The sequence below is a fragment of the Nocardioides sp. L-11A genome, from assembly GCA_029961745.1.
Taxonomy (GTDB): domain Bacteria; phylum Actinomycetota; class Actinomycetes; order Propionibacteriales; family Nocardioidaceae; genus Nocardioides.
Genome location: CP124680.1, coordinates 4,494,243 through 4,519,311, shown reverse-complemented (window position 1 = coordinate 4,519,311; position 25,069 = coordinate 4,494,243). Strand labels below are relative to the sequence as shown.

The window sequence follows — 25,069 nt, the reverse complement described above, 5'->3', positions numbered from 1 at the left end:
CCCACCCCATTCTCGAAGGACCCCCATGGTTGCCAGGATCCTCGACGGCCAGGCCGTCGCCGCTCAGCTGCTCTCCGACGTCGCCGAGCGGGCCGCCCGCTTCGCCGAGCGGGTCGGTCGCCCGCCGACGCTCGCCACCGTGCTGGTCGGGGACGACCCGGCCTCGCACACCTACGTCCGGATGAAGCAGAACCGCTGCCGCCAGGCCGGTCTGGACTCGGTCCGCGTCGAGCTCGGTGCGAGCACGACCACCGACGAGCTGGTCGAGCGGATCACCGCGCTGGCCACCGATCTCGGGATCGACGGCATCCTCCTCCAGCATCCCGTGCCCGACGGCGTCGACGAGCATGCCGCGTTCGAGGCCATCGGCGCCGCCAAGGACGTCGACGGGGTCACCCTCGCCAGCTTCGCCGCGATGTCGTTCAGCGAGCCCGGCTTCGCCTCCTGCACCCCGGGCGGCATCATCCGGCTCCTGGAGGCCTACGACCTGCCCCTCGAGGGGCGTCACGCCGTCGTGGTCGGGCGCAGCCGGATCCTCGGCAAGCCGGTCGGGATGCTCCTGCTGGAGCGCGACGCGACCGTGACCTTCTGCCACTCCCGCACCGTGGACCTGGCCGACCGGGTCGCGGAGGCCGACATCGTCGTCGCGGCCGTGGGCCGTCCGGAGCTCGTCCGCGGGGAGTGGATCAAGCCCGGCGCCGTGGTCGTCGACGCGGGCTACAACCCCGGCAACGTCGGTGATGTCGAGTACGACGCCGCGGCGGCTCGCGCCTCCTGGATCACCCCGGTCCCCGGTGGCGTCGGCCCGATGACGATCGCCACGCTCCTCGCCCAGACCATGGACGGTGCGGAGCGCCGCGTTCGTTGAGTTGCCGCTTCCTCACCCTTGAGTTGCCGCTTCCTGCCCGTTGAGTCGCCACGTCGACGGCCTGGCGCGCTCCGGGAGCGCGCCAGGCGTGACGCCGCCCGCAGCTGAGGACCAGGTGGCCGGTGGCCCTGGCGTGCTCCGGGCCACCGGCCCGACTCGTCGCGCAGCGCGATGAGGAACACGTCGATCTCACCATCCGTCGTGTTGAACGAACACCGCCCAGCGCACGTCGTCGGCAGCTCGACCCAGTGGTGCGATCCGTGCCGCGTCCTGCCCGTCGGCCGACGTCGTCGGACAGCCGGGTGACGATGCCGTTGGTTGCGGCGGCGCACGGCCGGCCCACTCAACGGGCCGGGATCGTCAACTCAACGGGGAGGAACCGGCAACTCAACGGGGAGGAACCGGCAACTCAACGGGGCGAGGGCGTCAGAGAGCGCTGGTGACGCCTGCGGCGGCCGCATCGGTGACCGGGAAGTGGCAGGCGGACCAGTGCGTGGTGCTCTGCCGGGCGAGCAGGGGCACGGTGCTCACGCAGGTGGTGGGCACCCGGCTGCCGTCGTCGAGCTGGGTCACCTCGCCGTCCGGCAGGCCGGACGCGATCGCCGTGGCGTGGAAGCAGCGGCGGTGGAAGGCGCAGCCGGACGGGGGATTGGCGGGGTTGGGCGGGTCGCCGCGGAGCACGATGCGCTCCCGGGTCCGCTCGACCGTCGGGTCGGGCACGGGGGCCGCGGAGAGCAGCGACACGGTGTAGGGGTGCCGGGGTGCGGTGAAGAGGTCGCGCTTGTCGGCGACCTCGACGAGCCGGCCGAGGTACATCACCATCACCCGGTCGCTGACGTGCCGTACGACGGAGAGGTCGTGGGAGATCAGGATGTAGCTGAGGTCGAACTCGGTGCGCAGGTCCTGCAGCAGGCTGAGCACCTGCGCCTGGATGGAGACGTCGAGCGCCGACACCGGCTCGTCGAGGATGAGCAGCTGGGGCGTGACGGAGAGGGCGCGGGCGATGCCGATGCGCTGGCGCTGGCCGCCGGAGAACTGGTGCGGGAACTGCTGCGCGTGCGCGGGCAGCAGGCCCATCCGCTCCATGAGGCCGCTGACGATCTCCTGCTTCTCGGCGCGGGTCTTCGACGACGAGGTGAGCGGCTCGGCGATCGTGGCCGCGATCCGCTGCCGGGGGTCGAGGGAGGCGTAGGGGTCCTGGAACACCACCTGGGCCCGCTGCCGGAACCGGCGCAGGTCGGTGCCGCCGAGGCCGGTGACCTCCTGGCCGTCGACGACCACGCTGCCGGAGGTGGGCTCGATCAGCCGCAGCAGCATCCGGCTCAGAGTGGTCTTGCCGCACCCGGACTCGCCGACCAGCCCGAGCGTCTCGCCGCGGCGCAGGTCGAAGGACACTTCGTCCACGGCCGTGACCGCCGTGCCCGACCGGCTCCAGCGGCCGGTGCGACCGAACCGCTTGGTCAGGTGCTCGACGTGGAGGACGGCGTCCTCGCCGGCGACGAACGGCAGGTCCTGGATCTCCGGGTCGGTGGCGGTCATGCGCCGACCCCCTCACGCACGACAGGCACGGGCAGCAGCTCCTCGGCATGGTGACAGGCGGTGAGCTGGCCGTCGGGGGCCAGCCGGCGCAGTGGGGGGACCTCTTCGAAGCACACGGCCCGGTCGCGGGCGACCGAGCAGCGGGGGTGGAAGCTGCAGCCGTTCGGCAGGCTCCGGATGCTCGGCGGCTGGCCGGGGATCGCGCGGAGCCCGGCGTCGTCGGCGTCGGGACGGGGCGTCGAGTCGCGCAGGGCACGGGTGTAGGGGTGGAGCGAGGACTGCAGGATCTGCTCCACGGTGCCGCGCTCGACCACGCGACCGCTGTACATGACCGCGACCTCCTCGGCGTAGCGCGCGACCACGCCGAGGTCGTGGGTGATGATGACCAGCGACATGCCGAGCTCGGTGCGCAGCCGGTCGAGCAGCTCCATGATCTGGGCCTGCACCGTGACGTCGAGCGCCGTGGTGGGCTCGTCGGCGACCAGCACCTGCGGCCGCAGCGCGATGCCCATCGCGATCATGACCCGCTGGCGCATGCCGCCGGAGAGCTGGTGCGGGTAGTAGTCGACGCGCTGCGCCGGCTCGGGGATGCCGACCAGGCCGAGGGTCTCGATCGCCTGGGCGCGCGCCGCCTTGCGCGAGACCTTGTCGTGGTGGCGGATCACGTCGCCGATCTGCTGCCCGATGGTGAAGGCGGGGTTCAGGCCGGCGAGCGCGTCCTGGAAGATCATGCCGATCGACTTGCCGCGCAGGCGACGCTGGTCGGAGATGTTGGTGGTGTCGAGGGTGCGTCCCTCGAAGACGATCTCGCCGGACTCCACGACCCCGCCGGCGGGAAGCAGCCCGAGCGCGGACAGGAAGGTCATCGACTTGCCGGAGCCGGACTCGCCGACGACGGCGAGGGTACGGCCGCGGTGGCACTCGAGGGTGACGTCGTTGACCGGGAACACCGGCCCGCGCTGGGTGTCGATCCGGCTGCGGAGGTTGCGCAGCTCGAGGACGACCCCGGAGGTCTCGACGTGGACGGGCATGGTCTCTCCCTGGCCGGATCAGATCACGATGTGGTTCACTAGGCAAACCGTTGGATCAACATAACCGTAGTTCTGGAGCCCCACAAGCGTAGGCCCGGAAAAGATCGGAGATCGATGGCGACCACGCCGTTCCGCAACGTCCAACCGCTCCTCGCGCCCCGGGGGATCGCCGTCGTCGGTGCGTCCCCGCGCGGGAACCGCGGCAGCCGGGTCCTGGAGAACCTGACCCGCTTCGGGTACGCCGGCCAGGTGGTCGTCGTGAATCCCGGCCATGCCGAGGTCCTCGGCCGCCCGGCGGTGCCGTCGGTGCGCGACCTCCCCGACGGGATCGACCTCGTGGTGGTCGCGGTGGCCGCCGAACGTGCCGTCGACGTGGTCCGCGACGCCGCCGAACGTGGGATCCGGGGGATCCTGGTCATCGGCAGCGGCTTCGGCGAGGGGGAGAACGGCAGGGAGCGGGGTGCGGCGCTGGCCGAGCTGGTCGCCAAGCACGACCTGGTCCTGTGCGGCCCGAACTGCTACGGCGTGCTCGACGTCGCGGGCGGCGCCGCCGCCTACTCCGGCCGGATCGTCGATCCGCTCGAGCCCGGCAATGTCGCCCTGGTGATGCAGTCCGGCGCGCTGACCCACGCCGTCACCGACTCGGCCCTGGGTCGCGGACTGGGCCTGTCCGCGATCGTCACCACCGGGAACGAGATCTCGGCGACCGTCAGCGACTACGTCGCCTGGTACGCCGAGGACGAGGTCACCGAGGTCATCGGCGTCTTCGTCGAGGGGCTGCGCGACGCCGACCGCTTCGCCGCTGCCTGTCGCCGGGCCCGGGAGCGCGGTAAGGCGGTCGTCGTCCTGGCCGCCGGCCGGTCCGAGACCGGCCGCCGCGCCGCCATGGCGCACACCGGCGCCATCGCCGGCGCGGCCGCGGCCCTCGACGGGCTGCTGGCCTCGGTCGGCGCGACCCGGGTCGACGACCTCGACGAGTTCCGCGAGACCCTGCTCCTCATGTCCGCGCTGGCCGGACGCCCGGCCCCGGGCGCCGCGGGGGTGGCCGCCCTGTCCATCTCCGGGGGCGCGTGCGGCCTCACGGCCGACATGGCGGATCAGCTCGGCGTCGCGCTGCCCGCGTTCGCCCCCGCGACCGCACGGGCCCTGCTCGCCGGCCTGCCGGACTTCGCCGCCGTCAACAACCCGCTCGACGTCACCGGCGCGGCCGCGGAGGATCCCGCGCTCCTGGCCGGTGCCCTGCGCACGGTCGCCGACGACCCGGCCGTCGGGGTGATCGTCTTCGCGATGAACGTGGGACTGGCCGGACCGGGCCAGGAGGAGTTCTACCGCGGCCAGGCCCGGATCCTCGCCGAGGCCGCGCGCACCTGTGCCAAGCCGATCGTGCTGGCGGCGATGACCGGCGGTGCCCTCGACCCGGGCATCGCCGCGCAGACCCGGGAGGCCGGCGTACCGGTGCTGCTCGGGATCCGCCCGGCCCTGTCCGCGCTGCGCTCGTGGCTCACCTGGCCCGACCGGGCCGGACGGCCGTCCGAGCCCCCGGTGCCCACCCGGGAGTGGCCCGCGCCGACGTCGGTCGCGGCCGGTGCCGACGCCCTGGCCGCGCTCGAGGCCGCCGGCATTCCCGTCGCACCCTTCCGGCTGGTCACGACGCCCGAGGAGGCCGCCGCGGCGGCCGTGGAGCTGGGCGGCCCCGTGGTGCTCAAGGTCGAGTCACCCGACATCGCGCACAAGACCGAGGCCGGCGGGGTGCGCCTGCGGGTCGAGCCCGCGAGTGCCGCGGCCGAGGCGGAGGCGCTGCTGGCCGCCGTGGCGCGGGCCGAGCCCGCCGCCCGCATCGACGGCATCCTGGTCCAGTCGATGGTCGCGGGCGAGCGCCTGGAGTGCCTGGTCGGGGTCACCACCGACCCGCAGGTCGGTCCCTGCCTGTCGATCGCGCCCGGCGGCGTCCTCGCCGAGCTCCTCGGCCCGGTCGCCTCCCGCCCGGTACCGGTGACCGCTGCCGAGGCGGAGGAGCTGATCGACGGCTCGGCCCTCGGCGTGCTGCTGGCCGGGTACCGGGGCGCGCCGGCCCTGGACCGGGAGGCCCTGGTGGACGCCGCACTGCGCTTCTCCCGGCTGGCCGCGGCCCTGCCCGGACTCGCCGCCGCGGAGATGAACCCGCTGCTCGTCGGCGAGCGTGGCCAGGGCGTCGTGGCCGTCGACTGCCTGCTGATCCGCGACGACGACTGAGGACGCCGGCCGCCGCGCGAACGCACGAGCGCCGCGGCACTGCACCCGAGGGGTGCGGTGCCGCGGCGCTGCCGCTGGGAAGGGCTCAGCGGATGTGCGGGATCACCTCGGTGGCGAACCGCTCGATGTTGCGGTGGACCAGCTCCTTGGGCATGCCCGGGAAGTTGAGCCGGACGATCAGGTCCGTCACGCCGAGTACGTCGCGGTGGTGGAGGCAGTCCGCGATGACGTCCTCGGGGCCGCCGACGATGAACCGGTTCTTCGTCAGGTCGCCGAAGTCGCTGATGTTGGCGCCGCTCTCGCCCGGGACGTTGTCGCCCATGCCCCACGAGTAGTACGCCTTGTACTTGGCGCCGATGAACGGCTCGGCCTCGCGCAGGGCGCTCTCCTTGTCGTCGCCGACGAAGAGCTCGACGCACTTGGCGAAGCGCACCTCTCGCGCGAGGCCCGCATCGGCACGGGCCTGGTGGTAGAGGTCGACCTGGCGCTTCATCTCGCCCCACTCGGTCATCGACGTCGCGATCCAGGCGTCCGCGTGGGTGGCGGCCCGCTCGATCGCCTTGTCCGCCGTGGCGCCGAACCAGATCTGCGGGCGGGGGCTCTGCAGCGGCTTCGGTGCGATGCTGACGTCGTCGAGGGTGAAGTGCTTGCCCTGGAAGGAGACGTGGTCCTCGGTCCAGAGCCGCTTGAGGATCTCGACCCCCTCGACCAGCCGGCCGACGCGGTCCTTCTTGTCCAGCTGCATCGCGGCGAACTCCTCCGCGCGATAGCCCAGGCCCACACCGAGGATCAGCCGTCCGCCGGTGATGACGTCCATCGTGGCGTACTGCTCGGCCACGTCCACCGGGTTGAGCATCGGCAGCAGCAGCAGGTTGGTGCCGACGTTCATCTCGCCGGCCTCCGCGGCCAGCCGGGCCAGCAGCGGCGTCGTCTGCAGGTACTGCTCCGGGTGGCTCAGGAAGTGCTGGCCGAGCCAGACGGCGTCGTACCCGGTGTCGCGGATCAGCTTGGTCTGCTCGATCAGTCCGGTGACCGCGGCCGCGATGTCCTCGCCGGCCGAGTACTGGGACCCGAGGAAGACTCCGACGTCCATCGCGGCCTCAGAGGACGCCGCGAGCGATGTCGTCGCTCAGCGTTCCGTAGAGCTCCGGACGGCGGTCCCGGAAGAAGGTGTACCGCACCCCGTGCTGGTCGACCTGGTCGAGGTCGAGCTCGGCGGTGAGCACGAACGGACCCTCGCCCGCGGGACCGGCGGCCAGCTCCTCGCCCAGCGGCGAGAAGATCCGGCTCGCGCCGAACATCTGGCGCGGTCCCTCGGTCTCCTCGAGCCCGCCCTTGTTGGAGGCGACCACGAACAGGCCGTTCTGGATGGCCGCGGTGCGCAGCTCCCCGCCCCAGGAGTCGGCCCGGTTCGGGCCCCAGGCGGCGACGGGCACGAACATGATCTTCGAGCCCTGCAGGGCCAGCACCCGCCACGCCTCGGGGAAGGAGCGCTCGTAGCAGATGAGGATCGAGATCTTGCCGTACTCGGTCTTGAAGGTCGCGAGGCCGGGACCCTCCTTGAAGTAGTACCGCTCGTTGAGACCGGGGGAGTAGGACCACTGGTCGGGGATGTGGTTCTTGCGGTAGACCCGCACCTGGCGGCCGTCCGGCAGGTCGCCGGGGATCAGGTTGCCCTCGCGGTCGATCACGGCCGCGCTGTTGTAGAACTCGCCCTTGACCTCGCCCTTCTCGTAGAACGGGAAGATGACGTAGGCGCCGAGCTCCTTGGCGAGCTCCTGGTGGCGGCGTACCGACGGGCCGTCGATCGGCTCCGCGAGCTTGAAGTGCTCAGGGGTGTTGTAGCCGCAGAAGTACTGGGTGTTCGAGAGCTCGCTGAACAGGACGAAGTCGGGCTTGAAGTCCTTGGTCGCCTCGGCCACCAGGGCCAGGTTGTCGTCGACGTTCTTCTGGGTGTCCGTGGTCGCCGGTCCGTTCTGGATCAGCAGTACCTTTGCCTTCATTGCTGGGGCTACCTCTTCTTCTTCCTCATCAGGGGTGGGCGCCGTCCGTGGGAGTCGGATCAGCGATGGATGAACGTGCCGGTGGGCTCGCCGACGATCTCGCCGTCGAGGGCGACGGTGACGCCGCGGACCAGCGTGCGGACCGGCCAGCCGCGCAGGCTCTGGCCGTCCAGGATGCTGTAGTCGCAGAAGCTGCCCAGCTCCTCGTGGCGAACGGTGCGCTCGAGGTCCAGGTCGCAGATCGCCACGTCGGCGTCGGCGCCCGGGCGCAACGTGCCCTTCCGGGTCATGCCGAAGATCGAGGCCGCGTTGCCGGAGAGCACCTGGGCGATCCGCTGCAGGGTCATGCCGCGGCGGTGGTGGCCCTCGGAGAGCAGGACGGGGAGCGTGGTCGCCATGCCCGGGAAGCCGGCGGCGGCCGACCAGATGTCGCCCTCCTTCTTCGCCCGGGGTACGGCGCAGTGGTCGGTGCCGACCGTGTCGACCGAGCCGTCGATGAGTCCCTGCCACAGCGCCTCGACGTCGTCGGCGCTGCGCACCGGCGGGTTGATCTTGGCCATCGAGCCGACCGGGCTGTCGTAGGTGTGGGTCAGGTAGTGCGGGCAGGTCTCGACCCAGGCCCGGCTGCCGGCGGCGCGCACGTGCCGGGCGGCGTCGAGGGACTCCTGCGAGCCGATGTGGACCAGATAGATCGTCGCGTCGACGTGGTCGGCGAGGAAGGCGACCCGGCGGATGTTCTCGGCCTCCGCGAACGCGGGGCGGGCGCTCGACCAGGCGCGCAGGCCCAGCTCGCCGGCCTCCCGCACCTGGCGCATCGAGCGGTTGACGATGTCGGTGTTCTCGGCGTGGATGCACGCGACGCCGTCGATGGCGGCGATCTTCGCCAGGCCCTCGAGCAGCAGGCCGTCGTCGCACTCGTTGACCATGCCGACCGTGGCGCCGTCGGCACCGCGGTAGGCCATGTAGAACTTGTGCGAGGTGACGCCCTGTGCGGCGTACTTCTCGATCTCGTCGACCTGCGTCTCGGCGAGCATGCCGAAGTGGATGCCCACGTCGACGTGTGCGGACTGGTCGACCGCGGTGACGAGCTCCGGCAGCTCGCCGTACGGCGCGGGCGCCATGCCCTGGTACTGCCGGTAGAAGGACAGGATCGACGTGACCCCGCCGAGGGCGGCGGACCGGGTCTCGCTGGCGAGGTCGGCCTCGAAGGACTGCGCGTAGCCGAAGTGCGTGTGCGGGTCGATGACGCCGGGGAGGACGACCCGGCCGCGGGCGTCGATGACCTCGCGGGCGGTGACGGGGACCTCGGGATCGATCCAGCCCGCGATCCGGCCGTCGCGGATCGCGAGCGTAGCCTGTCGCTGACCCCAGAGGGGGTCGACCAGCTCGGCCCCCGTGATGGCGATGTCGAACTCCATGCGCCCCGGCCTTCCTCCCGGCCGAATGCCGGGTATCGGTTCACTGACTGAACTACCAGTGTCATTCAGTGAACCAATAGCCCTGGGGTGTGTCAATGAGTTCGGGGCGATCCGTCCGCATCGTCCGGCTCGAATCCCCTGTCCGGGGGCGGTGATCGGCGGTCGGTCCGGCCGAACCTCTTGACAGCGGAGTCCGTCGTGGCGTTCATTGTGCTAAAACGAATCGACGGTTCGAACATCGAACCAGGCGGGATGGTGGAGCGAGTGTTCGAGGACATCCGGGTGGAGCGCGACGGACAGGTCGCGGTGATCACTCTGGCACGTCCGTCGGCCCTGAACGCGTTGCGTCAGCAGACGGTCACCGAGCTGAACCGTGCGATCGAGGATGTGGAGTCGGACGCCGGCGTCAAGGTCGTCGTCCTCGCCGCCGACGGCGAGCGCGCCTTCTCCTCGGGGGTCGACCTGGTCAACGACCCGGCCCCTACCACCACCATGGAGGTCGACGCGATCGCGCAGCGCAACGCGCGGATGATCGAGCGGCTGTGGTACCTCGACAAGCCGCTGATCACCTCGGTCAAGGGCGTCGCGCTGGCGGCGGGCTGCAATCTCGCCCTGATCGGCGACCTGACCATCTGCGGCCGGTCCGCCTCCTTCGGCGAGCCGGAGATCCGGCACGGGACGCTGTCGCCGCTGCTGCTCCTGCCGTGGCTCACCCACTTCAAGCTGATGAACCACATGTACCTCACCGGCGACAGCGTGGACGCGGAGGAGGCTTACCGTCTCGGCCTGGTCAACCGGGTCGTCGAGGACGATGCGGTCGACCGCGAGGCCCTGGCCCTCGCCCACCGGATCGCCAACGCGCCCCTGCTGACGCTGCAGTCGGTCAAGCGCTCCGTGCGGATGATGCTCGACACCCAGGGCTTCAAGGGCCTGCAGATGGGCCACCGCTTCGCCGACACCCTCGTGCTCGACTCGACCGGCCTGCCTGAGCGGGACCGCCTGCGGGAGATCCGGACGAACGACGGCTTCCGGGCCTTCCTCGAGGCCCGCGACACGCCGTACCGGACGAGCTGACCGACCCCGGACAGGACCGGACAGGAGGAGCCATGGCTCTCTACATCTGCAAGCGCGTCGCCCAGCTGGTGCCGCTGCTGCTGGTCATCGCGTTCGTCGTCTTCGTCGCGCTCTCACTGGCGCCGGGCGACCCCACGACCCTGCTGCTGGGCCAGAACGCGACGCCCGACGAGGTCGCCCGCCTCAACCACGAGCTGGGCCTGGACCGCTCGGTCGTCGTGCAGTACTTCTCGTTCATCGGCGACGCGCTGCGCGGCGACCTCGGCGAGTCCTACCGCAGCGGCCGCGACGTCGTCTCCGAGCTCGGCCGGACGGCGTCGGTCAGTGCCACGCTCGCCGTGACCGCGATGGTGCTCGCCGTGATCGTCGGTGTCGGCGTGGGCATCCTGACCGCGGTCAAGCAGTACTCGTGGATCGACAACGTGGTCCGGGTCGGGGTGCTCGCGCTGGTCTCGATGCCGGTGTTCTGGCTCGCGATCCTGCTGATCATCCTGTTCTCGGTGAAGCTCTCGATCTTCCCCGCCTTCGGGTGGGGGACCTACGGACACCTGGTGCTCCCGGCCCTGGCGCTGAGCACCTATCCGCTGGCGGTGATCACCCGGCTGACCCGCTCCAGCATGCTGGAGGTGCTCGGCAGCGACTACGTCCGCACCGCCCGCGCCGCCGGCATGCCCGAGCGGATGGTGGTGCTGAAGTACGCGCTGAAGAACGCGCTGGGGCCGGTGCTGACCGTCGTCGGTCTCCAGTTCGGCGCCCTGATCGGCGGCGCGGTGCTGACCGAGACGATCTTCGGCATCCCGGGCATGGGCCGGCTGATGGTCACCGCGATCGAGGGTCGTGACTACCCGATCGTGCGAGGCGCGGTGCTGCTGGGGACGGTCGTGTTCGTGTTGCTCAACCTGGCTGTCGACGTGCTCTACAAGTGGGTCGACCCGAGGCAGAGGGGACTGTGAGATGACGCAGGAGGCTACGGGCGTGACGGTGCCGTCGGCGGAGCCGACGCGCTGGGCGGAGACCTGGCGCACCTTCAGCCGCAACCGGGCCGCGGTCGTGGGCCTGGTGGTCCTCGCGCTGCTGGTCCTCGCCGCGGTGCTCGCGCCGTGGATCGCCCCGCACGACCCGGCCGCGCAGCACCTGGACCTGCGCCGCGCCGGTCCCAGTGGCGACGCCTGGCTGGGCCGCGACGAGTTCGGGCGCGACATCCTGAGCCGGATCATGATCGGCGCCCGCTCGACGCTGCTGGCCGCGGTCGGCTCGGTGGCCCTGAGCGGCATCGTCGGCACCCTGATCGGCGTCCTAGCCGGCTACCGCGGCGGCGTGGCGGACAGCCTGCTGATGCGCGCGATGGACCTGGTGCTGTCCTTCCCCTACTTCCTGCTCGCGATCCTGGTCGTGGCCGTCGCCGGGCCCAGCCTGCGCAACGCCGCCATCGCGATCGGCATCACCTACATCCCGCAGTACGCGCGCGTCGTGCGCGGTGCGACCTTCGAGGTGATGAGCAAGGAGTACATCGAGGCCGCCCATGCCTCGGGCGTCCGAGGGCCGCGGATCGCCTGGCGACATGTGCTCCCGAACATCAACGCGCCGATCATCGTCATCACCACCGTGGGCCTGGCCCTGGCGATCGTGGGCATCTCCTCGCTGAGCTTCCTCGGGCTGGGCGCCCAGCCGCCGAGCCCGGAGTGGGGGGCGATGCTGGCCAGCGGACGGCAGTACGTCGCCTCCGCGCCGCACATCAGCGTGTTCCCCGGCGTCGCGATCCTGATCACCGTCCTCAGCCTGAACCTGGTCGGCGACGGCCTGCGCGACACCTTTGATCCCACCCTGCGGTGATGCCGACGACGACGTGCCGCTCGGCCTGCCGACCGGGCGGCACGTTGGTACACCTGCGCTAGTGTTCGGCCGACATCACCATGGAGGGACCTCATGGCAGCCAACGAATCGGGACTCGTGCGCCGCACGATCTGGGTCCTGCGGGCCGTCGCCGCACACCCGAACGGCGTCGGACTCAGCGAGATCGCGCGAGAGTCGGGCATCCCGAAGGCGACCTGCTACCGCGTGCTCAGCGTCCTGGAGAGGGAGAGCTGGCTGACCCTCGACCCCGACACGCGTCGCTACAAGGTGTCGCTCGGGCTGCTCTCGATCGTCGGCGGGTTCCTCGACAGCAACGGCGGCTACCGCCATATGCGCCAGGTGCTGGCGGACCTCGCGGCGGACACCCAGGAGACGTGCGGCTTCGACGTGCTGCACCCGCCCAACGTCATGGTCGTGGCGCAGGCCGCCGGCCCTCGCCTGATCGGGCAGACCATGAAGCCGGTGCCCCGGACCCAGCCGGTCTGGTCGACGTCGACCGGCAAGGTGTTGCTCGCCATGCTCGACAAGGCGAAGCTCGACGAGTACGTCGACGACATCGACCGCCACGGCCCGGCGTCCCTCGGCGGTGCCGAAGCGTTCGTGACGATGCTCAAGGAGATCCGGGAGCGCGGCTACGCCCACTCCCGCGACGAGCTTGAGGAAGGCGCGACGTCGGTCGCGGCACCGGTCCGGGTGGGCGACAGCTACCCGTACGCCGTGTGGATCGGTGGGCCGAGCTTCCGGCTGACCCCCGAGTGGGTGACCGAGGTGTCACCGCGGCTGCTGGAGGCCTCGCGCAAGCTCGGCGAGCTGCTGACCTACACCGACCTCCAGCTGCCGACCGACCTGCGGGTGTGAGCGAGGCGGGCTGAGCCCGCCCCGCGCCATCCGATCCGACAGCGGCCCGCCGGCCTTCCGGCAGGGCCGCTGTCGTGCTGCCCCGGGGCCGTGGCGGTGGTGGCGGGCGAGGCCGGTCGATGTCGCGCAGGTAACCGCCACGTATCCGCGAAGTCACTTGACAAGGTCTCGCGGTGTCGTCAGTATCTGGACCAACGGTTCAACTAACGAACCAGTGACGCGAGAGGTGGAGAGATGACCATGAAGGTGCGGAAGACGGTCCGGCACCTGGAGGTGACCGAGCGGGAGAACGGGCAGGACGTCTCGCCCGCTCACCGGTTGGCCTTCGTAGGGATCGTGATCGAGAACCCGTACGGCGCCGGCTACGTCCAGGACCTGGTGACCCTCGCCGACGAGATCGCCGAGGAGATCGGACAGCTCACCGGTCCCGCCTGCGTCGAGCTCCTCGGGGCTCCGGTCGAGGCCTTCGGCAAGGTCGCGCTCGTCGGCATCGGCGGCGAGGTGGAGCACGGCTCGGCGCTGATCCACAACCTGCGCTTCGGCAACGTCTTCCGCAACGCGGCCGAGGGCAGCGAGCTGCTGCCGGCGGCGGAGAAGGTCGGCCTGCCCGGCGACCCGATCGACGTACCCCTCAAGCACAAGAACGACGCCAAGACGCGCTCGCACCACCAGACGGTGACGCTCCAGGTGCCCGGTGCTCCGCTGCCGAACGAGATCCTCGTCGGCTGCGTCGCGGCCAGCTCGGGCCGCCCGCTGTCCCGTCTCGCGACCTTCGGTGCCGAGACCTCGGCGAGCTGACGGCCATGACGACGAGCGAGGTGGCCTCCACCTGGGACGCTGACCGGATCCGCGCCGCGGACAAGGCGTACGTGATCCACTCCTGGTCCAACCAGGGCGCCGTCAACGCGACGCCGATCGCCGGGGGCGAGGGTGCGTGGTTCTGGGACCACGAGGGCAACCGCTACCTGGACTTCCAGTCCCAGCTGGTCAACATGAACCTCGGCCACCAGCACCCCCGGATCGTCGAGGCGATCCGGGCCAAGGCGGCCGAGATGTGCTACATCGGCCCCAACTACGCCGAGCAGTCCCGCGCGCAGCTCGCCGAGCTGATGGCGGAGGTGACGCCGGGCGACCTGAGGATGTCCTTCTTCACCACCGGCGGCGCGGCGGCCAACGAGAACGCGATCCGGCTCGCCCGGCACGTCACCGGCCGGCAGAAGGTCGTGGCGCGCTACCGCAGCTACCACGGCGCGACGGCCGGCGCGATCGCGCTGACCGGCGACCCGCGCCGGTGGTACGCCGAGCCGGGCCCCACGGGGGTCGTGCGCATGTTCGACCCGTACACCTACCGCTGCCCTGCCGGGCACCCCGACCCGTGCCCCGTCTGCTCGGGAGCGCCGCACCTGGAGGAGATCCTCCAGTACGAGAACCCGAACACGGTGGCCGCGGTGATCCTCGAGACCGTCACCGGCACCAACGGCATCCTGCCGCCGCCGCCCGGCTACCTCCAGTCGATCCGGGAGGTGTGCGACCGGTACGGCATCATCTTGATCTTCGACGAGGTGATGGCCGGCTTCGGGCGCACCGGCGAGTGGTTCGCCTGCGACCACTGGGACGTCACGCCCGACATCCTGATCACCGCCAAGGGCCTCAACTCCGGCTACGTGCCGTTGGGCGCGATGACCGTCAACGAGCGCATCTCGGACTGGCTGATGAACAACAAGTTCTGGGGCGGCCTGACCTACGCCGGGCACCCGCTGGCCTGCGCGAGCGGCGTCGCCTCGATCGAGGCCATGCGGGAGGAGCGGATCATCGAGAACGCCCGCGAGATGGGCGCCCGGCTCAACGCGGGCCTGCACCGGCTCGCCGAGCGGCACCCCTCCATCGGCGAGGTGCGCGGGCTCGGCCTGTTCCAGGGGCTCGAGCTGGTCCGCGACCGGGTCACCCGCGAGCCGCTGGTGCCGTTCAACCCGGTCGGCGAGGCCGGCGCACCGATGCAGGCCGTGGTGGCCGCCGCGAAGAAGCGTGGCCTCTACCTCTCGGCCAACAACAACGTGGTGCGTCTGACCCCGCCCCTGGTGATCGGCGCCGAGGACATCGACCTCGCGCTCGACGTCCTCGACGACGTCCTGGTGCACGCGGACGCCGCCGGCGTGTCCTGAGCGCCGGTCCCCGAGTCAGGAAGGAAGCATCGTGGGTCACAACGACCGCACCAGCGTCGCCACCACCGACGTCACCTACGACCTGGGTCAGCTCCCGCCGGTCGGGGAGGTGCCGCGGACGATGACCGCCCTCGTGGTGCGCCAGGACCGCTACGGCGACCCCGAGCAGGCGTTCCGCGTCGAGACCGGCATCGAGGTCCCGCCGCTGGGCCCTGACGAGGTGCTGGTCGCGGTCATGGCCGCTGGCGTCAACTACAACAACGTGTGGGCCGCGCGCGGCTACCCCGTCGACGTGATCGGTCTGCGCCAGCGCGCCGGTGAGCCCTACGACTTCCACATCGGCGGCTCGGACGCCTCCGGCATCGTGTACGCCGTCGGGGAGGCGGTCCGCGACATCGCGGTCGGCGAGGAGGTGATCGTCCACCCGGGCCACTGGGATCCCGCGGACCCGTGGGTGCTCGCCGGCAAGGACCCGATGGTCGCGCCGTCGGCGCGGATCTGGGGCTACGACACCAACTTCGGCTCGTTCGCGCAGTTCACCCGCGTCCAGGCGCACCAGGTGCTGCCCAAGGCCCCGCACCTGTCCTGGGCCGAGGCGGCGGCACCGACCCTGGTGGGCACCACGGCGTACCGGATGCTGCACGGGTTCGCCGGCAACCAGGTGCAGCCCGACGACGTCGTGCTGGTCTGGGGCGGCTCGGGAGGTCTCGGCACCCAGGCCGTGCAGCTGGCCGCGCTCGCCGGGGCCCGGCCGGTCGCCGTCGTGTCCGACGACGAGCGCGGTGCCTATGTCATGGAGCGCGGCGCGGTCGGGTACGTCAACCGCTCCGAGTTCACCCACTGGGGCATCCCGCCGCGCGTCGACGACGTCGCCGGCCAGAAGGAGTGGCTCGGCCAGGCGCGTGCCTTCGGCAAGCGGATCTGGGACATCGTGGGGGAGCGCAAGGACCCCGCGATCGTCTTCGAGCACCCTGGGGCGGCCACGGTGCCGACCAGCATCATGGTCTGCGAGCCCGGTGGCATGGTCGTCATCTGCGCGGGGACCACGGGCTTCGACGCCATGGTCGACCTGCGCTACCACTGGACCCGGCAGAAGCGCTTCCAGGGCAGCCACGGCACCAACGACGCCCAGGCGATCGCGTACAACGACCTGATGGTCGCGGGGAAGCTCGATCCCTGTCTGGGGCGCACCGTCTCCTTCGCCGACCTGCCCCGGGCGCACGCCGAGATGGGCCGTGGGGAGCAGGTCTTCGGCAACGTCGTGGCGCTGGTCGGCGCGACCGGGGACTGAGCGTGCGGGCGCACCGGCGGGCTGCCACGGCACTGCGGGAGCTCGGCGTCGAGACGATCTTCGGTCTGATGGGTGAGGGCAACATGCGCCCGCTCATCGACTTCGGCGCGATCGGCGGCACGGTGGTCGCCGCGACCACCGAGGGCGCCGCGGTCAGCATGGCCGACGGCTACGCCCGTGTGGGACGGCGCCTCGGCGTCGCCTCGGTCACCCACGGTCCCGGTGCGACCAACGCGCTCACCGCGCTGACCGAGGCGGTCCGGGCCCGGACGCCGTTGCTGCTGCTGACCGGCGACACCCCGCCGCGTGCCGACCACCTGCAGCGCTTCGACCTGCGCGGACTGGCCGGACTGGCGGGCGCCGGATACGTCCGGGTGGGCGCCGCGGCGGACACCGCGACGGATGTCGCGCGGGCCGTCCGGCGCGCGCAGGCGGAGTGCCGACCCGTCGTCCTCGACCTGCCGGTGCCCCTGCAGCGGGTCGAGGTCGCCGACGGTCCGCCCCTGCGCCCCGCGCCGCCGGCGTGGCCCGGTCTGCCGGACGAGGACGAGCTCGACCGGGCGCTCGGCATCCTGGCCGCCGCCCGGCGCCCGGTGATCCTCGCCGGGCGGGGCGCGCTCGACGCGCGGGACGAGATCGTGGCCCTGGCCCGCGCCGTCGGCGCCCCCCTCGGTACGACGCTGCTCGGCAAGGGCCTGTTCGCGGGGGAGCCGCTCGACCTCGGTGTGCTCGGCACCCTGGCCTCCGAGGTCGCCCTGGAGACGGTCCAGGGCGCGGACTGCCTGCTGGTGCTGGGCGCCGGCCTGAACCGCTACACCTCGGTCGACGGCGCGCTGCTGGCGGGCCGGGCGGTGATCCAGGTGGATCGGGACCCGGCGCGGATCCGTGCCGCGGCCGAGGTCGGGCTGGTGGCCGACGTACGCCGGACGGCGGCCTCGATGCGCGAGCAGCTCGTCGCGGCGGGGCAGGAGCCCGCCACGGCGCACCGCGGCGACCTCGCCGAGCTCCTCGCCGCCGAGGCCGCCCGTCCGGTCGCCGGCGCGGAGGATGCGGACGGCGCGGACACGATCGACCCGCGCACGGTGATGCGTCTGCTGGACCGCGTGCTGCCGGCGGACCGGGTCGTGGTGACCGACACCGGGCGCTTCGTCTACGCGCCGTGGCGGCTGCTCTCGGTGCGCAGCCCCGCGGACTTCGCACACACGTGCAACTTCGCCTCGATCGGCCTGGGGCTCGGCACCGCCCTCGGCGCGGCCGCCGGCTCGGGACGCCCGACCGTGGCGGTCGTCGGCGACGGCGGCGGCGTGATGAACCTGGTCGAGCTGGCCACGGCGGTCCGGCTCGGCCTCCCGCTGCTGGTCGTCGTCTGCAACGACGGGGCCTACGGCATGGAGTACCGGCACCTGCGCCTCGACGGGGACGATCCGGCGCCGGCGCGGTGCGTCTGGCCGGACTTCGCCGAGGTCGCTCGTGCGCTCGGCGCCCGGGCGGCGACCGTGCGCACCGCCGGTGATCTCGACGGCGTCGCCGTCCAGCTCGCGAGCCTCGGCTCGGACGGCGCCGGCCCGCTCCTGCTCGACGTCCGCTGCGACCCCGACCTCGACCTGGCCGACCTCGGCTGAGGCTCGCCATCGGCGAGGGTGTTGACAGATCGCGCCGGCGCCACCATATTACGAACCAATGGTTCAACTAATGAACCGTGAGAGGAGTGACCATGACATCGCTGCCCCTGGGAATCCACGTCGGTGAGCGGCTCAGCCTCGAGCAGACCTACTGGCAGGCCCAGGTCGCCGACGAGAACGGCTTCGAGTCGGTGTGGGTCGCCGAGGGGCGGCTGTCCCGCGACGGGATCGTGCCCGCGGCGATCATCGCCAGCCGGACCGAGAACGTGAAGATCGGCACCGGCGTCCTCAACAACAAGAGCCGCAACGCGGCGCTGATGGCGGTCACCTTCAAGACCCTCGACGAGGTCGCCCCCGGGCGCGCCATCCTGGGCATCGGCGCCTGGTGGGAGCCGCTGGCGACCAAGGTCGGCCAGCCGATCTCCAAGCCGATCAAGGCCATGCGCGAGTACATCGGCGTGTGCCAGGCGCTCTTCCGCAACGAGAACGTCGAGTTCGAGGGCGAGTTCGTCCAGATGCGCGGCGTCCGCTTCGACTCCATGTATCGCGAGAACAAGCCGGTCGACATCCCGATCTACATCGGGGCGGTCGGGCCGAAGATGCTGGAGCTCGCCGGCGAGATCAGCGACGGCGTCCACATGGACTTCCTGCTGCCGCCGTCGTACATGGAGGGCGCACTGGCCGCGATCGACCGCGGCCTCGCCAAGCGGACCGACGGCCGCACCTCCATCGACCTCACCCAGATCGTGTCCTGCAGCGTCAACGACGACGACCCCCAGGAGGCGATCGACGCCTGCAAGGCCTTCCTGACGCTCTACCTGTGCCAGCAGCCGCACATCGCCGAGCACTGCGGCGTCGAGCGGGAGCTCGTCGACCGGCTCCAGGAGATCGCCGGCTGGCCGGCGACCCCCGAGCAGATCAAGAAGGCGATGCAGCTCGTCCCCAACGAGCTGGTGCAGAACGTCACCGCGTGCGGCACCACCGACCAGGCCTTCGAGAAGCTCGTCTCCTACCACGAAGCGGGTGTGCGCTGCCCGATCATCTCCACCCTGGGTGACAAGGAGCGCACGCTCACCCGCCTCGCCCAGGCCGCGCGGGCCTGACGCCTCGACCTCGACGGGAGAACTCGCGATGAAGCTCGCCGCAGTCCAGCTCAAGGCCGGCGCCGACCGGTCGGAGACCATCAGCCGGGCGCAGGCCCTGGTGGACGACGCCGCCACCCAGGGCGCCCGGATCGTCCTCCTGCCGGAGATGTTCGCGGTGCCGTTCGTGCAGCCCGAGCCCGACCCGGACTACTTCGTGCACGCCGAGGCGCTCGACGGACCGTCGAACACGATGGCCGAGGCGGCCTCGCGACGGCACGGGATCACCGTGGTGTCGTCGGTCTTCGAGGCCAGCGCGGTCCCCGGCGTCTACCACAACACCGCCTGCACGTACGTCGGCGGGGAGCTGCGCTCGGTGTACCGCAAGTCGCACCTGCCGTTCTCCAACGGCTTCCCCGAGAAGTTCTACTTCCGGCCCGGCGAGACCCCGCCCGAGGTCGTCGACACCGGCGAGACCCGGGTCGGGACGGTGATCTGCTACGAGCGGCACTTCCCCGAGCTGAGCCGGACCGTCGCGCTCGACGGCGGCTCGGTGCTCTGCGTGCCGGTCGCCTCGGCCAGTGCGCCGATGAAGGAGGTCTTCCAGTTGGAGCTGCGTGCCCACGCGGTCTTCAACTCGATGTTCGTCGTCTGCGCCAACCGGCACGGCGTCGAGGGCACGAAGGAGTACTTCGGCCTCTCCGCCGTCTACGGACCCAACGGCGAGGTCCTCGCGACCGCCCCCGACGACGCCGACGGCCTGGCCCTCGCCGAGGTCGACCTGGCACAGGTCGACGAGATCCGCCGGCGCCGGCCCTTCCTCCGCGACCGTCGCCCCGAGCTCTACGGCCGGGTCAGCGCCGCCCAGACCGTGCCGACGGCGCTGCCATGACCGCGGTCAGCGCCGGCGCGACGGTGCTGGAACCGGTGTCGGAGGCGGTGTCGGAGGCGGTGTCGGAGGCGGCCGACCCGCTCGCCGACGCCCACAGCCGGCTGCGCGCGGCGATCGACGTCCTCGGCTACGAGGAGCACATGTACGACATGCTCGCGACGGCGCGGCGCGAGATCACCGTGAGCGTCCCGCTGCGCCGCGACGACGGCACCGTGGAGGTGCTCACCGGGCACCGCGTGCAGCACAACTTCTCCCGCGGACCCGCCAAGGGCGGCCTGCGCTTCAGCCCCGAGGTGGACCTCGACGAGGTCCGGGCGCTGGCGATGTGGATGACGTGGAAGTGCGCCCTGCTCGACGTGCCCTACGGCGGCGCGAAGGGCGGGGTGCGGATCGACCCGCGCCGCTACTCGGCCGGCGAGCTGGAGCGGGTCACCCGGCGCTACACCAGCGAGATCATGCCGATCATCGGCCCGGAGCAGGACATCCCGGCCCCCGACGTCGGGACCGACGAGCAGACCATGGCCTGGATCATGGACTCCTACTCGGTCAGCTCCGGCCACACGGTGCTGGGCGTCGTGACCGGCAAGCCGATCTCGCTGGGCGGCTCCCTCGGCCGGGCGACCGCGACCTCGCGCGGCGTGGTGCACGTGGCCCTCGCCGCCCTCGCCGAGCGGGGTCTGGCCGCGGCGGCCTCCCGTGCCGCCGTGCAGGGCTTCGGCAAGGTCGGTCGCAGCGCGGCGCGCTTCCTGGCCGAGGCCGGCGTCGCCGTCACCGCCGTGTCCGACCAGTACGGCGGCATCCGGGCGACCGGCGGCCTCGACGTCGCGGCGCTCGAGGACCATGTCGACCGGACCGGGACGGTGGTCGGGTTCCCGGGCGCCGAGCCGCTCGACGGCGACCTGCTCGTCGAGGAGGACGTCGAGCTGCTGGTGCCGGCCGCCGTGGAGTGCGTGATCCGCGCCGACAACGCGGCCCGGGTGCGCGCGGCCGTGATCGTGGAGGGCGCCAACGGGCCCACGACGCCTGAGGCCGACCGGATCCTGGAGGACAACGGGCAGCTCGTCGTGCCGGACATCCTCGCCAACGCCGGTGGCGTCGTCGTGTCGTACTTCGAGTGGGTGCAGGCCAACCAGGCCTACTGGTGGAGCGAGGACGACGTCGAGGCGCGGCTGCGCGAGCGGATGCTCGGGGCGTGGGAGCGGGTCCGGCACTACGCCGCCGAGCGCGACCTCTCGCTTCGGTCCGCCGCGACCTGCCTGGCGGTCGAGTCGGTCGCCCAGGCGCACCGGCGGCGCGGCCTGTACCCCTGACCGGGTCCGGGACCGTCAGTCCGCCGGGTCCTGACCGGGCGCGGCGGGCGCGGCGACGGCCCTGCGAGCGGGCGCCCGGCGGGCGACGCCGACGCCGAGCAGCGCGAGCGCCCCACCGGCGTACGCGATGGTCGGCGGGACCTCGTCGAGGAACACCAGCCCCATCACGATGGTCAGCGGTGGTACCAGGTAGGTCGTCACCCCGAGCGCCGAGGCGGTCATGCGCCGCAGGGCGTAGGCGTAGGTCGTGAACGCGATCGCGGTCGGGAACACGCCCAGATAGACCAGCCACAGCGTCGACGACACCGGCGCGTCGCCCACCTCGGTGACCAGCCGGCCCGCCCAGGGCAGGCAGGTCACGACGCCGACGGTGCAGGCGAGCCAGGTGACGTGGACCGCTGAGAGATCCGTGAGGAGCGGCTTCTGCAGGATCACGCTGACGGCGTACACCACGGCCGGCAGCAGGCACAGGACGACGCCGAGCAGGTCGCCGGTGCTGTCCCCGCCCGAGGTGGACAGGCCGATCACGGCCACGCCGGAGAACGCCAGGGCGAGCCCGGCCGCGAGCGGGGTCGTGAAGCGCTCGCCGAGGAACAGGGCGGCCAGGACGGCGATGAGGACGGGGGCGACCTGCAGCAGCATCGCCGCCGTGCCGGCGTCGACGCGTTGCTCGCCGGCGTTGAGGGAGAGGTTGTAGATCCCGAACCAGAGCACCCCGATCGTCACGATCGAGATCCACTGCCGTCGGCTCGGGTGGGGCAGGCCCTGCGCCAGCGCCACCGGGGCGAGCGCCAGCGCTCCCGCCGCCAGTCGTCCGAGTGACAGCGCGCCCGCGGAGAAGTCGTGGGCGAGGTGCCGGATGCCGACGAAGGCGCTCGCCCACAGCACCAGGGTCACCGCGACCGCGGCCAGCGGCAGCAGCCCGGGCGCTCCGCGCGCCCGACCGCCGCCGGTGCCGGGAGCGGAGCTGGGCGCGGCGGGGTCGGCGGCGGTCACCCCGCCCACGCTAGAGGCCGGGAGCCCGCGGGGTCGCGCGATTTTCAGACGTCGAACTTGTAGCCCAGCCCGCGCACGGTGACGAGGAACTTCGGCTCGCTCGGCTCCGGCTCCAGCTTGGCGCGCAGTCGCTTGACGTGGACGTCGAGCGTCTTGGTGTCGCCGACGTAGTCGGAGCCCCAGACCCGGTCGATGAGCTGGCCGCGGGTGAGCACCCGGCCGGGGTTGCGCAGGAACATCTCCAGCAGCTCGAACTCCTTGAGCGGCAGCCGCTGCTCGGTGCCGTCGACCGTCACGACGTGCCGCTCGACGTCCATCCGGACCGGCCCGGCCTCGAGGGTGTCGGGGAGCAGCTCGTCGCCGATGCCGCGGCGCAGCACGGCGCGGATCCGGGCGACCAGCTCGCGGGGGGAGTACGGCTTGGTGACGTAGTCGTCGGCGCCTAGCTCGAGGCCGACGACCTTGTCGACCTCGTCGTCCTTGGCGCTCACCATGATCACCGGCACGTTCGACGTCTGCCGGATGGTCCGGCACACCTCGGTGCCGGGGATCCCGGGCAGCATGAGGTCGAGCAGCACGATGTCGGCGCCGTTGCGGTCGAACTCCTTGAGCGCCTCGTTGCCGTCGGCCGCGATCGCGACCTCGAACCCCTCCTTGCGGAGCAGGTAGGCGAGGGCGTCGCTGTAGCTCTCTTCGTCTTCGACGACAAGTACCCGGGTCATCGGGGTTCCTCCTGATCTTCGGTGCGTCCGCCCGGCGCTTCCGGGCCGGACGCGAGCGGGGCGAGCCGCACGTACGGCCCGTCCTCGTGGTTCGGGTGCTGCGGCAGGATCAGCGTGAACGTCGAGCCCTGCCCCTCGACGGACCAGACCCGCACCTCGCCGCCGTGGGTGGCCGCGACGTGCTTGACGATCGACAGGCCCAGGCCGGTGCCACCGGTCGAGCGGTGGCGTGCGGGGTCGACGCGGTAGAACCGCTCGAAGATCCGCTCCACCTCGGCCTCGGGGATGCCGATGCCCTGGTCGATCACCGAGATCTCGATGGTGTGGCCCGCCCGCTTGCGGGTCACCACGACGCGCGAGCCGGGCTCGGAGTAGGCGACGGCGTTGGCGACCAGGTTCGAGACCGCGGCGCCGACCTGCTTCTCGCTGCCGAGCACCTTGAGGCCGGCCTCGCCCTCGGCGATGACCTGGATGTCCTTGGCGTTGGCGTTCATGTCGACGAAGTCGACCGCGGAGGCGACGACGTCGTCGATCGACACCGGCACCGGCGAGTCGAGGGGCTCGTCGCCCTGGAGCCGCGACAGCTCGATGATCTGCTGGATCAGCCGGGAGAGCCGGTCGCTCTCGGTGAGCATCCGCGACGCGAACCGGTAGACCGCGTCGGGATCGTCGGCGGCGTCCTGCACCGCCTCGGCGAGCAGTCGCATGGCGCCGACCGGGGTCTTCAGCTCATGGCTGACATTGGCCACGAAGTCGCGTCGTACGGCGTCGACCTGACGCTCGCGGGTGCGGTCCTCGACGAGGGCCAGGACCAGCCGCGAGCCCAGCGGCGCGACGCGGGCGGTGACGTGCCGTGGCGCGCCCGCCGAGCGGGGCACGATCAGCTCGGTCTCGCGGATCTGCCCGTCGCGGCGCACCTTGCGGATCAGGGCGCCGAGCTCGTCGGACAGCAGCGTCGTACCGCGGACGAAGCCCATGGCGTACGCCGGCGCCGAGGCCTTGACCACGGAGTCGGACTCGTCGACGACGACCGCGCTGCTGCGCAGGACCGAGAGCACGGCCGCCACGCCGTCGGGCAGGAGCGGTTCCTCGGGCTGCTGGAAGACGCGCTGCTGGCGGTCGCTGAGATGCCAGGCGAGCATGGCGCCGCCGGCCACGAGGGCGCCGAGGAGCGCGGCCACGAAGGCCTGCGTCGTCGGATCCACGCCTCGATCGTACGGCGCGGGGCGGTTCGGGCTCCGCATCGCGGCGGCCGGGCTTCGCGATGTTCATCCTGCGTTCACCGCACTTCGCTTGATGGACACCTCGCCTCCGTACGCTCGGGGCTATGCGTGATGCCTACACCGACCAGCTCGACGCGATCTTCGACGACCTCGCCGGGATCTCCCGCCGCGTCCAGGTCGCGGTCGGCGAGGCCACCCGGGCCCTGATGACCGGCGACTCCTCGAAGGCGGAGAAGGTGATCAGCGGCGACGCCGAGATCGACCGGGCCCGCGAGAAGGTCGAGGACTCGGCCTTCGCCCTGCTCTCCTTGCAGCAGCCGGTCGCGGGCGACCTGCGCACGATCGTCGCCGCACTCCGGATGGTCGCCGAGCTCGAGCGGATGGGCGACCTGTCCGTGCACGTCGCCAAGATCGCCCGGCTCCGGGTCCCGGACGTCGCCGTGCCCGACGAGGTCCGCCCCACCATGGCCCGGATGGCCGAGGTCGCCGAGGACATGGTCGGCCGGGTCAGCGAGGTGATCTCGGGGCGCGACGTCGAGGCCGCCATCGCCCTCGGCCGCGACGACGAGGAGATGGACCAGCTGCGCCGCCGCAGTTTCACCGAGCTGCTCGGCGACGAGTGGACCCACGGCGTCGAGGCCGCGGTCGACATCGCCCTGCTCGGCCGCTACTACGAGCGGATCGCCGACCACGCCGTCTCGGTCGCCAACCGGGTCATCTTCGTGGTCACCGGGCACCATCCGGCTCCTGCTGCCTGACCGACCCGGCGCATCTGAACCTCCTGAGACCGCCGACCCGGCGCATCTGAACCTCCTGAGACCGCCGACCCGGCGCGTTCAAACGCGCCGGGTCGACGCTTCTCAGACGTTCAGATGCGCCGGGTCGATCCGGT

22 protein-coding genes are annotated in these 25,069 nt (G+C 71.8%); 14 read left to right on the top strand and 8 right to left on the bottom strand.

Annotation, left to right across the window (positions count from 1 at the left end):
• Positions 1-25: 25 nt before the first annotated feature.
• Positions 26-868 (top strand): tetrahydrofolate dehydrogenase/cyclohydrolase catalytic domain-containing protein, encoded by an 843-nt coding sequence (locus tag QJ852_21735; protein WGX95762.1) that lies wholly within the window; start codon positions 26-28, stop codon positions 866-868.
• A 426-nt stretch (positions 869-1,294) separates the two neighbouring features.
• Here QJ852_21735 and QJ852_21730 read toward each other — a convergent pair whose 3' ends face one another.
• Positions 1,295-2,407 carry an ATP-binding cassette domain-containing protein gene (locus tag QJ852_21730; GenBank protein WGX95761.1) on the bottom strand — a complete coding sequence of 371 codons (1,113 nt, stop codon included), beginning with the start codon at positions 2,405-2,407 and terminating at the stop codon, positions 1,295-1,297.
• Complete coding sequence (locus QJ852_21725; GenBank protein WGX95760.1) at positions 2,404-3,438, bottom strand: ABC transporter ATP-binding protein; 1,035 nt, start codon at positions 3,436-3,438, stop codon at positions 2,404-2,406. The genes QJ852_21730 and QJ852_21725 overlap by 4 nt, the downstream gene beginning before the upstream one ends.
• A gap of 114 nt (positions 3,439-3,552) precedes the next feature.
• Here QJ852_21725 and QJ852_21720 point away from each other — a divergent pair, with 114 nt between their 5' ends.
• On the top strand, positions 3,553-5,670 hold the full coding sequence (locus QJ852_21720) for an acetate--CoA ligase family protein (GenBank protein ID WGX95759.1): 2,118 nt from the start codon (positions 3,553-3,555) through the stop codon (positions 5,668-5,670).
• Between the two features lie 85 nt (positions 5,671-5,755).
• Here QJ852_21720 and QJ852_21715 read toward each other — a convergent pair whose 3' ends face one another.
• The 3 genes from QJ852_21715 to QJ852_21705 are packed head-to-tail and all read right to left on the bottom strand — an operon-like array spanning position 5,756 to position 9,091.
• Positions 5,756-6,763 carry an LLM class flavin-dependent oxidoreductase gene (locus QJ852_21715; GenBank protein WGX95758.1) on the bottom strand — a complete coding sequence of 336 codons (1,008 nt, stop codon included), beginning with the start codon at positions 6,761-6,763 and terminating at the stop codon, positions 5,756-5,758.
• Positions 6,764-6,770: 7 nt separating this feature from the next.
• Positions 6,771-7,673 (bottom strand): nitrilase-related carbon-nitrogen hydrolase, encoded by a 903-nt coding sequence (locus QJ852_21710; protein WGX95757.1) that lies wholly within the window; start codon positions 7,671-7,673, stop codon positions 6,771-6,773.
• 59 nt (positions 7,674-7,732) lie between these two features.
• Positions 7,733-9,091, bottom strand: coding sequence for a dihydroorotase family protein (locus QJ852_21705; GenBank protein ID WGX95756.1), 1,359 nt, complete (start codon positions 9,089-9,091; stop codon positions 7,733-7,735).
• A 198-nt stretch (positions 9,092-9,289) separates the two neighbouring features.
• Here QJ852_21705 and QJ852_21700 point away from each other — a divergent pair, with 198 nt between their 5' ends.
• The 11 genes from QJ852_21700 to QJ852_21650 all read left to right on the top strand — a co-directional run bounded on the left by QJ852_21700 (position 9,290) and on the right by QJ852_21650 (position 21,236).
• Positions 9,290-10,165: an enoyl-CoA hydratase/isomerase family protein gene (locus tag QJ852_21700; GenBank protein ID WGX95755.1), complete on the top strand. Its 876-nt coding sequence runs from the start codon at positions 9,290-9,292 to the stop codon at positions 10,163-10,165.
• Positions 10,166-10,197: 32 nt separating this feature from the next.
• Entirely contained in the window at positions 10,198-11,118 is a 921-nt protein-coding gene (locus tag QJ852_21695; GenBank protein ID WGX95754.1) for an ABC transporter permease, read from the top strand.
• 1 nt (position 11,119) lies between these two features.
• Complete coding sequence (locus tag QJ852_21690; GenBank protein ID WGX95753.1) at positions 11,120-11,998, top strand: ABC transporter permease; 879 nt, start codon at positions 11,120-11,122, stop codon at positions 11,996-11,998.
• A gap of 93 nt (positions 11,999-12,091) precedes the next feature.
• Positions 12,092-12,877, top strand: coding sequence for an IclR family transcriptional regulator (locus QJ852_21685; GenBank protein ID WGX95752.1), 786 nt, complete (start codon positions 12,092-12,094; stop codon positions 12,875-12,877).
• Between the two features lie 234 nt (positions 12,878-13,111).
• On the top strand, positions 13,112-13,675 hold the full coding sequence (locus tag QJ852_21680; protein WGX95751.1) for an amino acid synthesis family protein: 564 nt from the start codon (positions 13,112-13,114) through the stop codon (positions 13,673-13,675).
• Between the two features lie 5 nt (positions 13,676-13,680).
• The gene (locus tag QJ852_21675; GenBank protein ID WGX95750.1) at positions 13,681-15,039 is read left to right on the top strand and encodes an aminotransferase class III-fold pyridoxal phosphate-dependent enzyme; all 1,359 of its coding nucleotides are present in this window, start codon (positions 13,681-13,683) and stop codon (positions 15,037-15,039) included.
• Positions 15,040-15,070: 31 nt separating this feature from the next.
• Positions 15,071-16,330, top strand: a complete 1,260-nt coding sequence (ccrA, locus tag QJ852_21670; protein WGX95749.1) for a crotonyl-CoA carboxylase/reductase — start codon at positions 15,071-15,073, stop codon at positions 16,328-16,330.
• Between the two features lie 2 nt (positions 16,331-16,332).
• Positions 16,333-17,952, top strand: coding sequence for a thiamine pyrophosphate-binding protein (locus QJ852_21665; GenBank protein ID WGX95748.1), 1,620 nt, complete (start codon positions 16,333-16,335; stop codon positions 17,950-17,952).
• Between the two features lie 92 nt (positions 17,953-18,044).
• Positions 18,045-19,055, top strand: a complete 1,011-nt coding sequence (locus QJ852_21660; protein ID WGX95747.1) for an LLM class flavin-dependent oxidoreductase — start codon at positions 18,045-18,047, stop codon at positions 19,053-19,055.
• Positions 19,056-19,083: 28 nt separating this feature from the next.
• Positions 19,084-19,926, top strand: a complete 843-nt coding sequence (locus QJ852_21655) for a nitrilase-related carbon-nitrogen hydrolase (protein WGX95746.1) — start codon at positions 19,084-19,086, stop codon at positions 19,924-19,926.
• Positions 19,923-21,236 carry a Glu/Leu/Phe/Val dehydrogenase gene (locus QJ852_21650; GenBank protein WGX95745.1) on the top strand — a complete coding sequence of 438 codons (1,314 nt, stop codon included), beginning with the start codon at positions 19,923-19,925 and terminating at the stop codon, positions 21,234-21,236. Before QJ852_21655 ends, QJ852_21650 begins: the two co-directional genes overlap by 4 nt.
• A gap of 15 nt (positions 21,237-21,251) precedes the next feature.
• On the opposite strand, the gene QJ852_21645 is transcribed toward QJ852_21650, so the two are convergent.
• The 3 genes from QJ852_21645 to QJ852_21635 are packed head-to-tail and all read right to left on the bottom strand — an operon-like array spanning position 21,252 to position 24,159.
• Complete coding sequence (locus QJ852_21645; protein WGX95744.1) at positions 21,252-22,232, bottom strand: DMT family transporter; 981 nt, start codon at positions 22,230-22,232, stop codon at positions 21,252-21,254.
• Between the two features lie 44 nt (positions 22,233-22,276).
• On the bottom strand, positions 22,277-22,954 hold the full coding sequence (locus QJ852_21640) for a response regulator transcription factor (GenBank protein WGX95743.1): 678 nt from the start codon (positions 22,952-22,954) through the stop codon (positions 22,277-22,279).
• Positions 22,951-24,159, bottom strand: a complete 1,209-nt coding sequence (locus QJ852_21635; GenBank protein ID WGX95742.1) for an ATP-binding protein — start codon at positions 24,157-24,159, stop codon at positions 22,951-22,953. The genes QJ852_21640 and QJ852_21635 overlap by 4 nt, the downstream gene beginning before the upstream one ends.
• A gap of 122 nt (positions 24,160-24,281) precedes the next feature.
• On the opposite strand from QJ852_21635, the gene phoU reads away from it, so the two are divergent.
• A complete protein-coding gene (phoU, locus tag QJ852_21630) occupies positions 24,282-24,935 on the top strand; it encodes a phosphate signaling complex protein PhoU (GenBank protein WGX95741.1) in 654 nt (217 codons plus the stop codon).
• Positions 24,936-25,069: the final 134 nt, after the last annotated feature.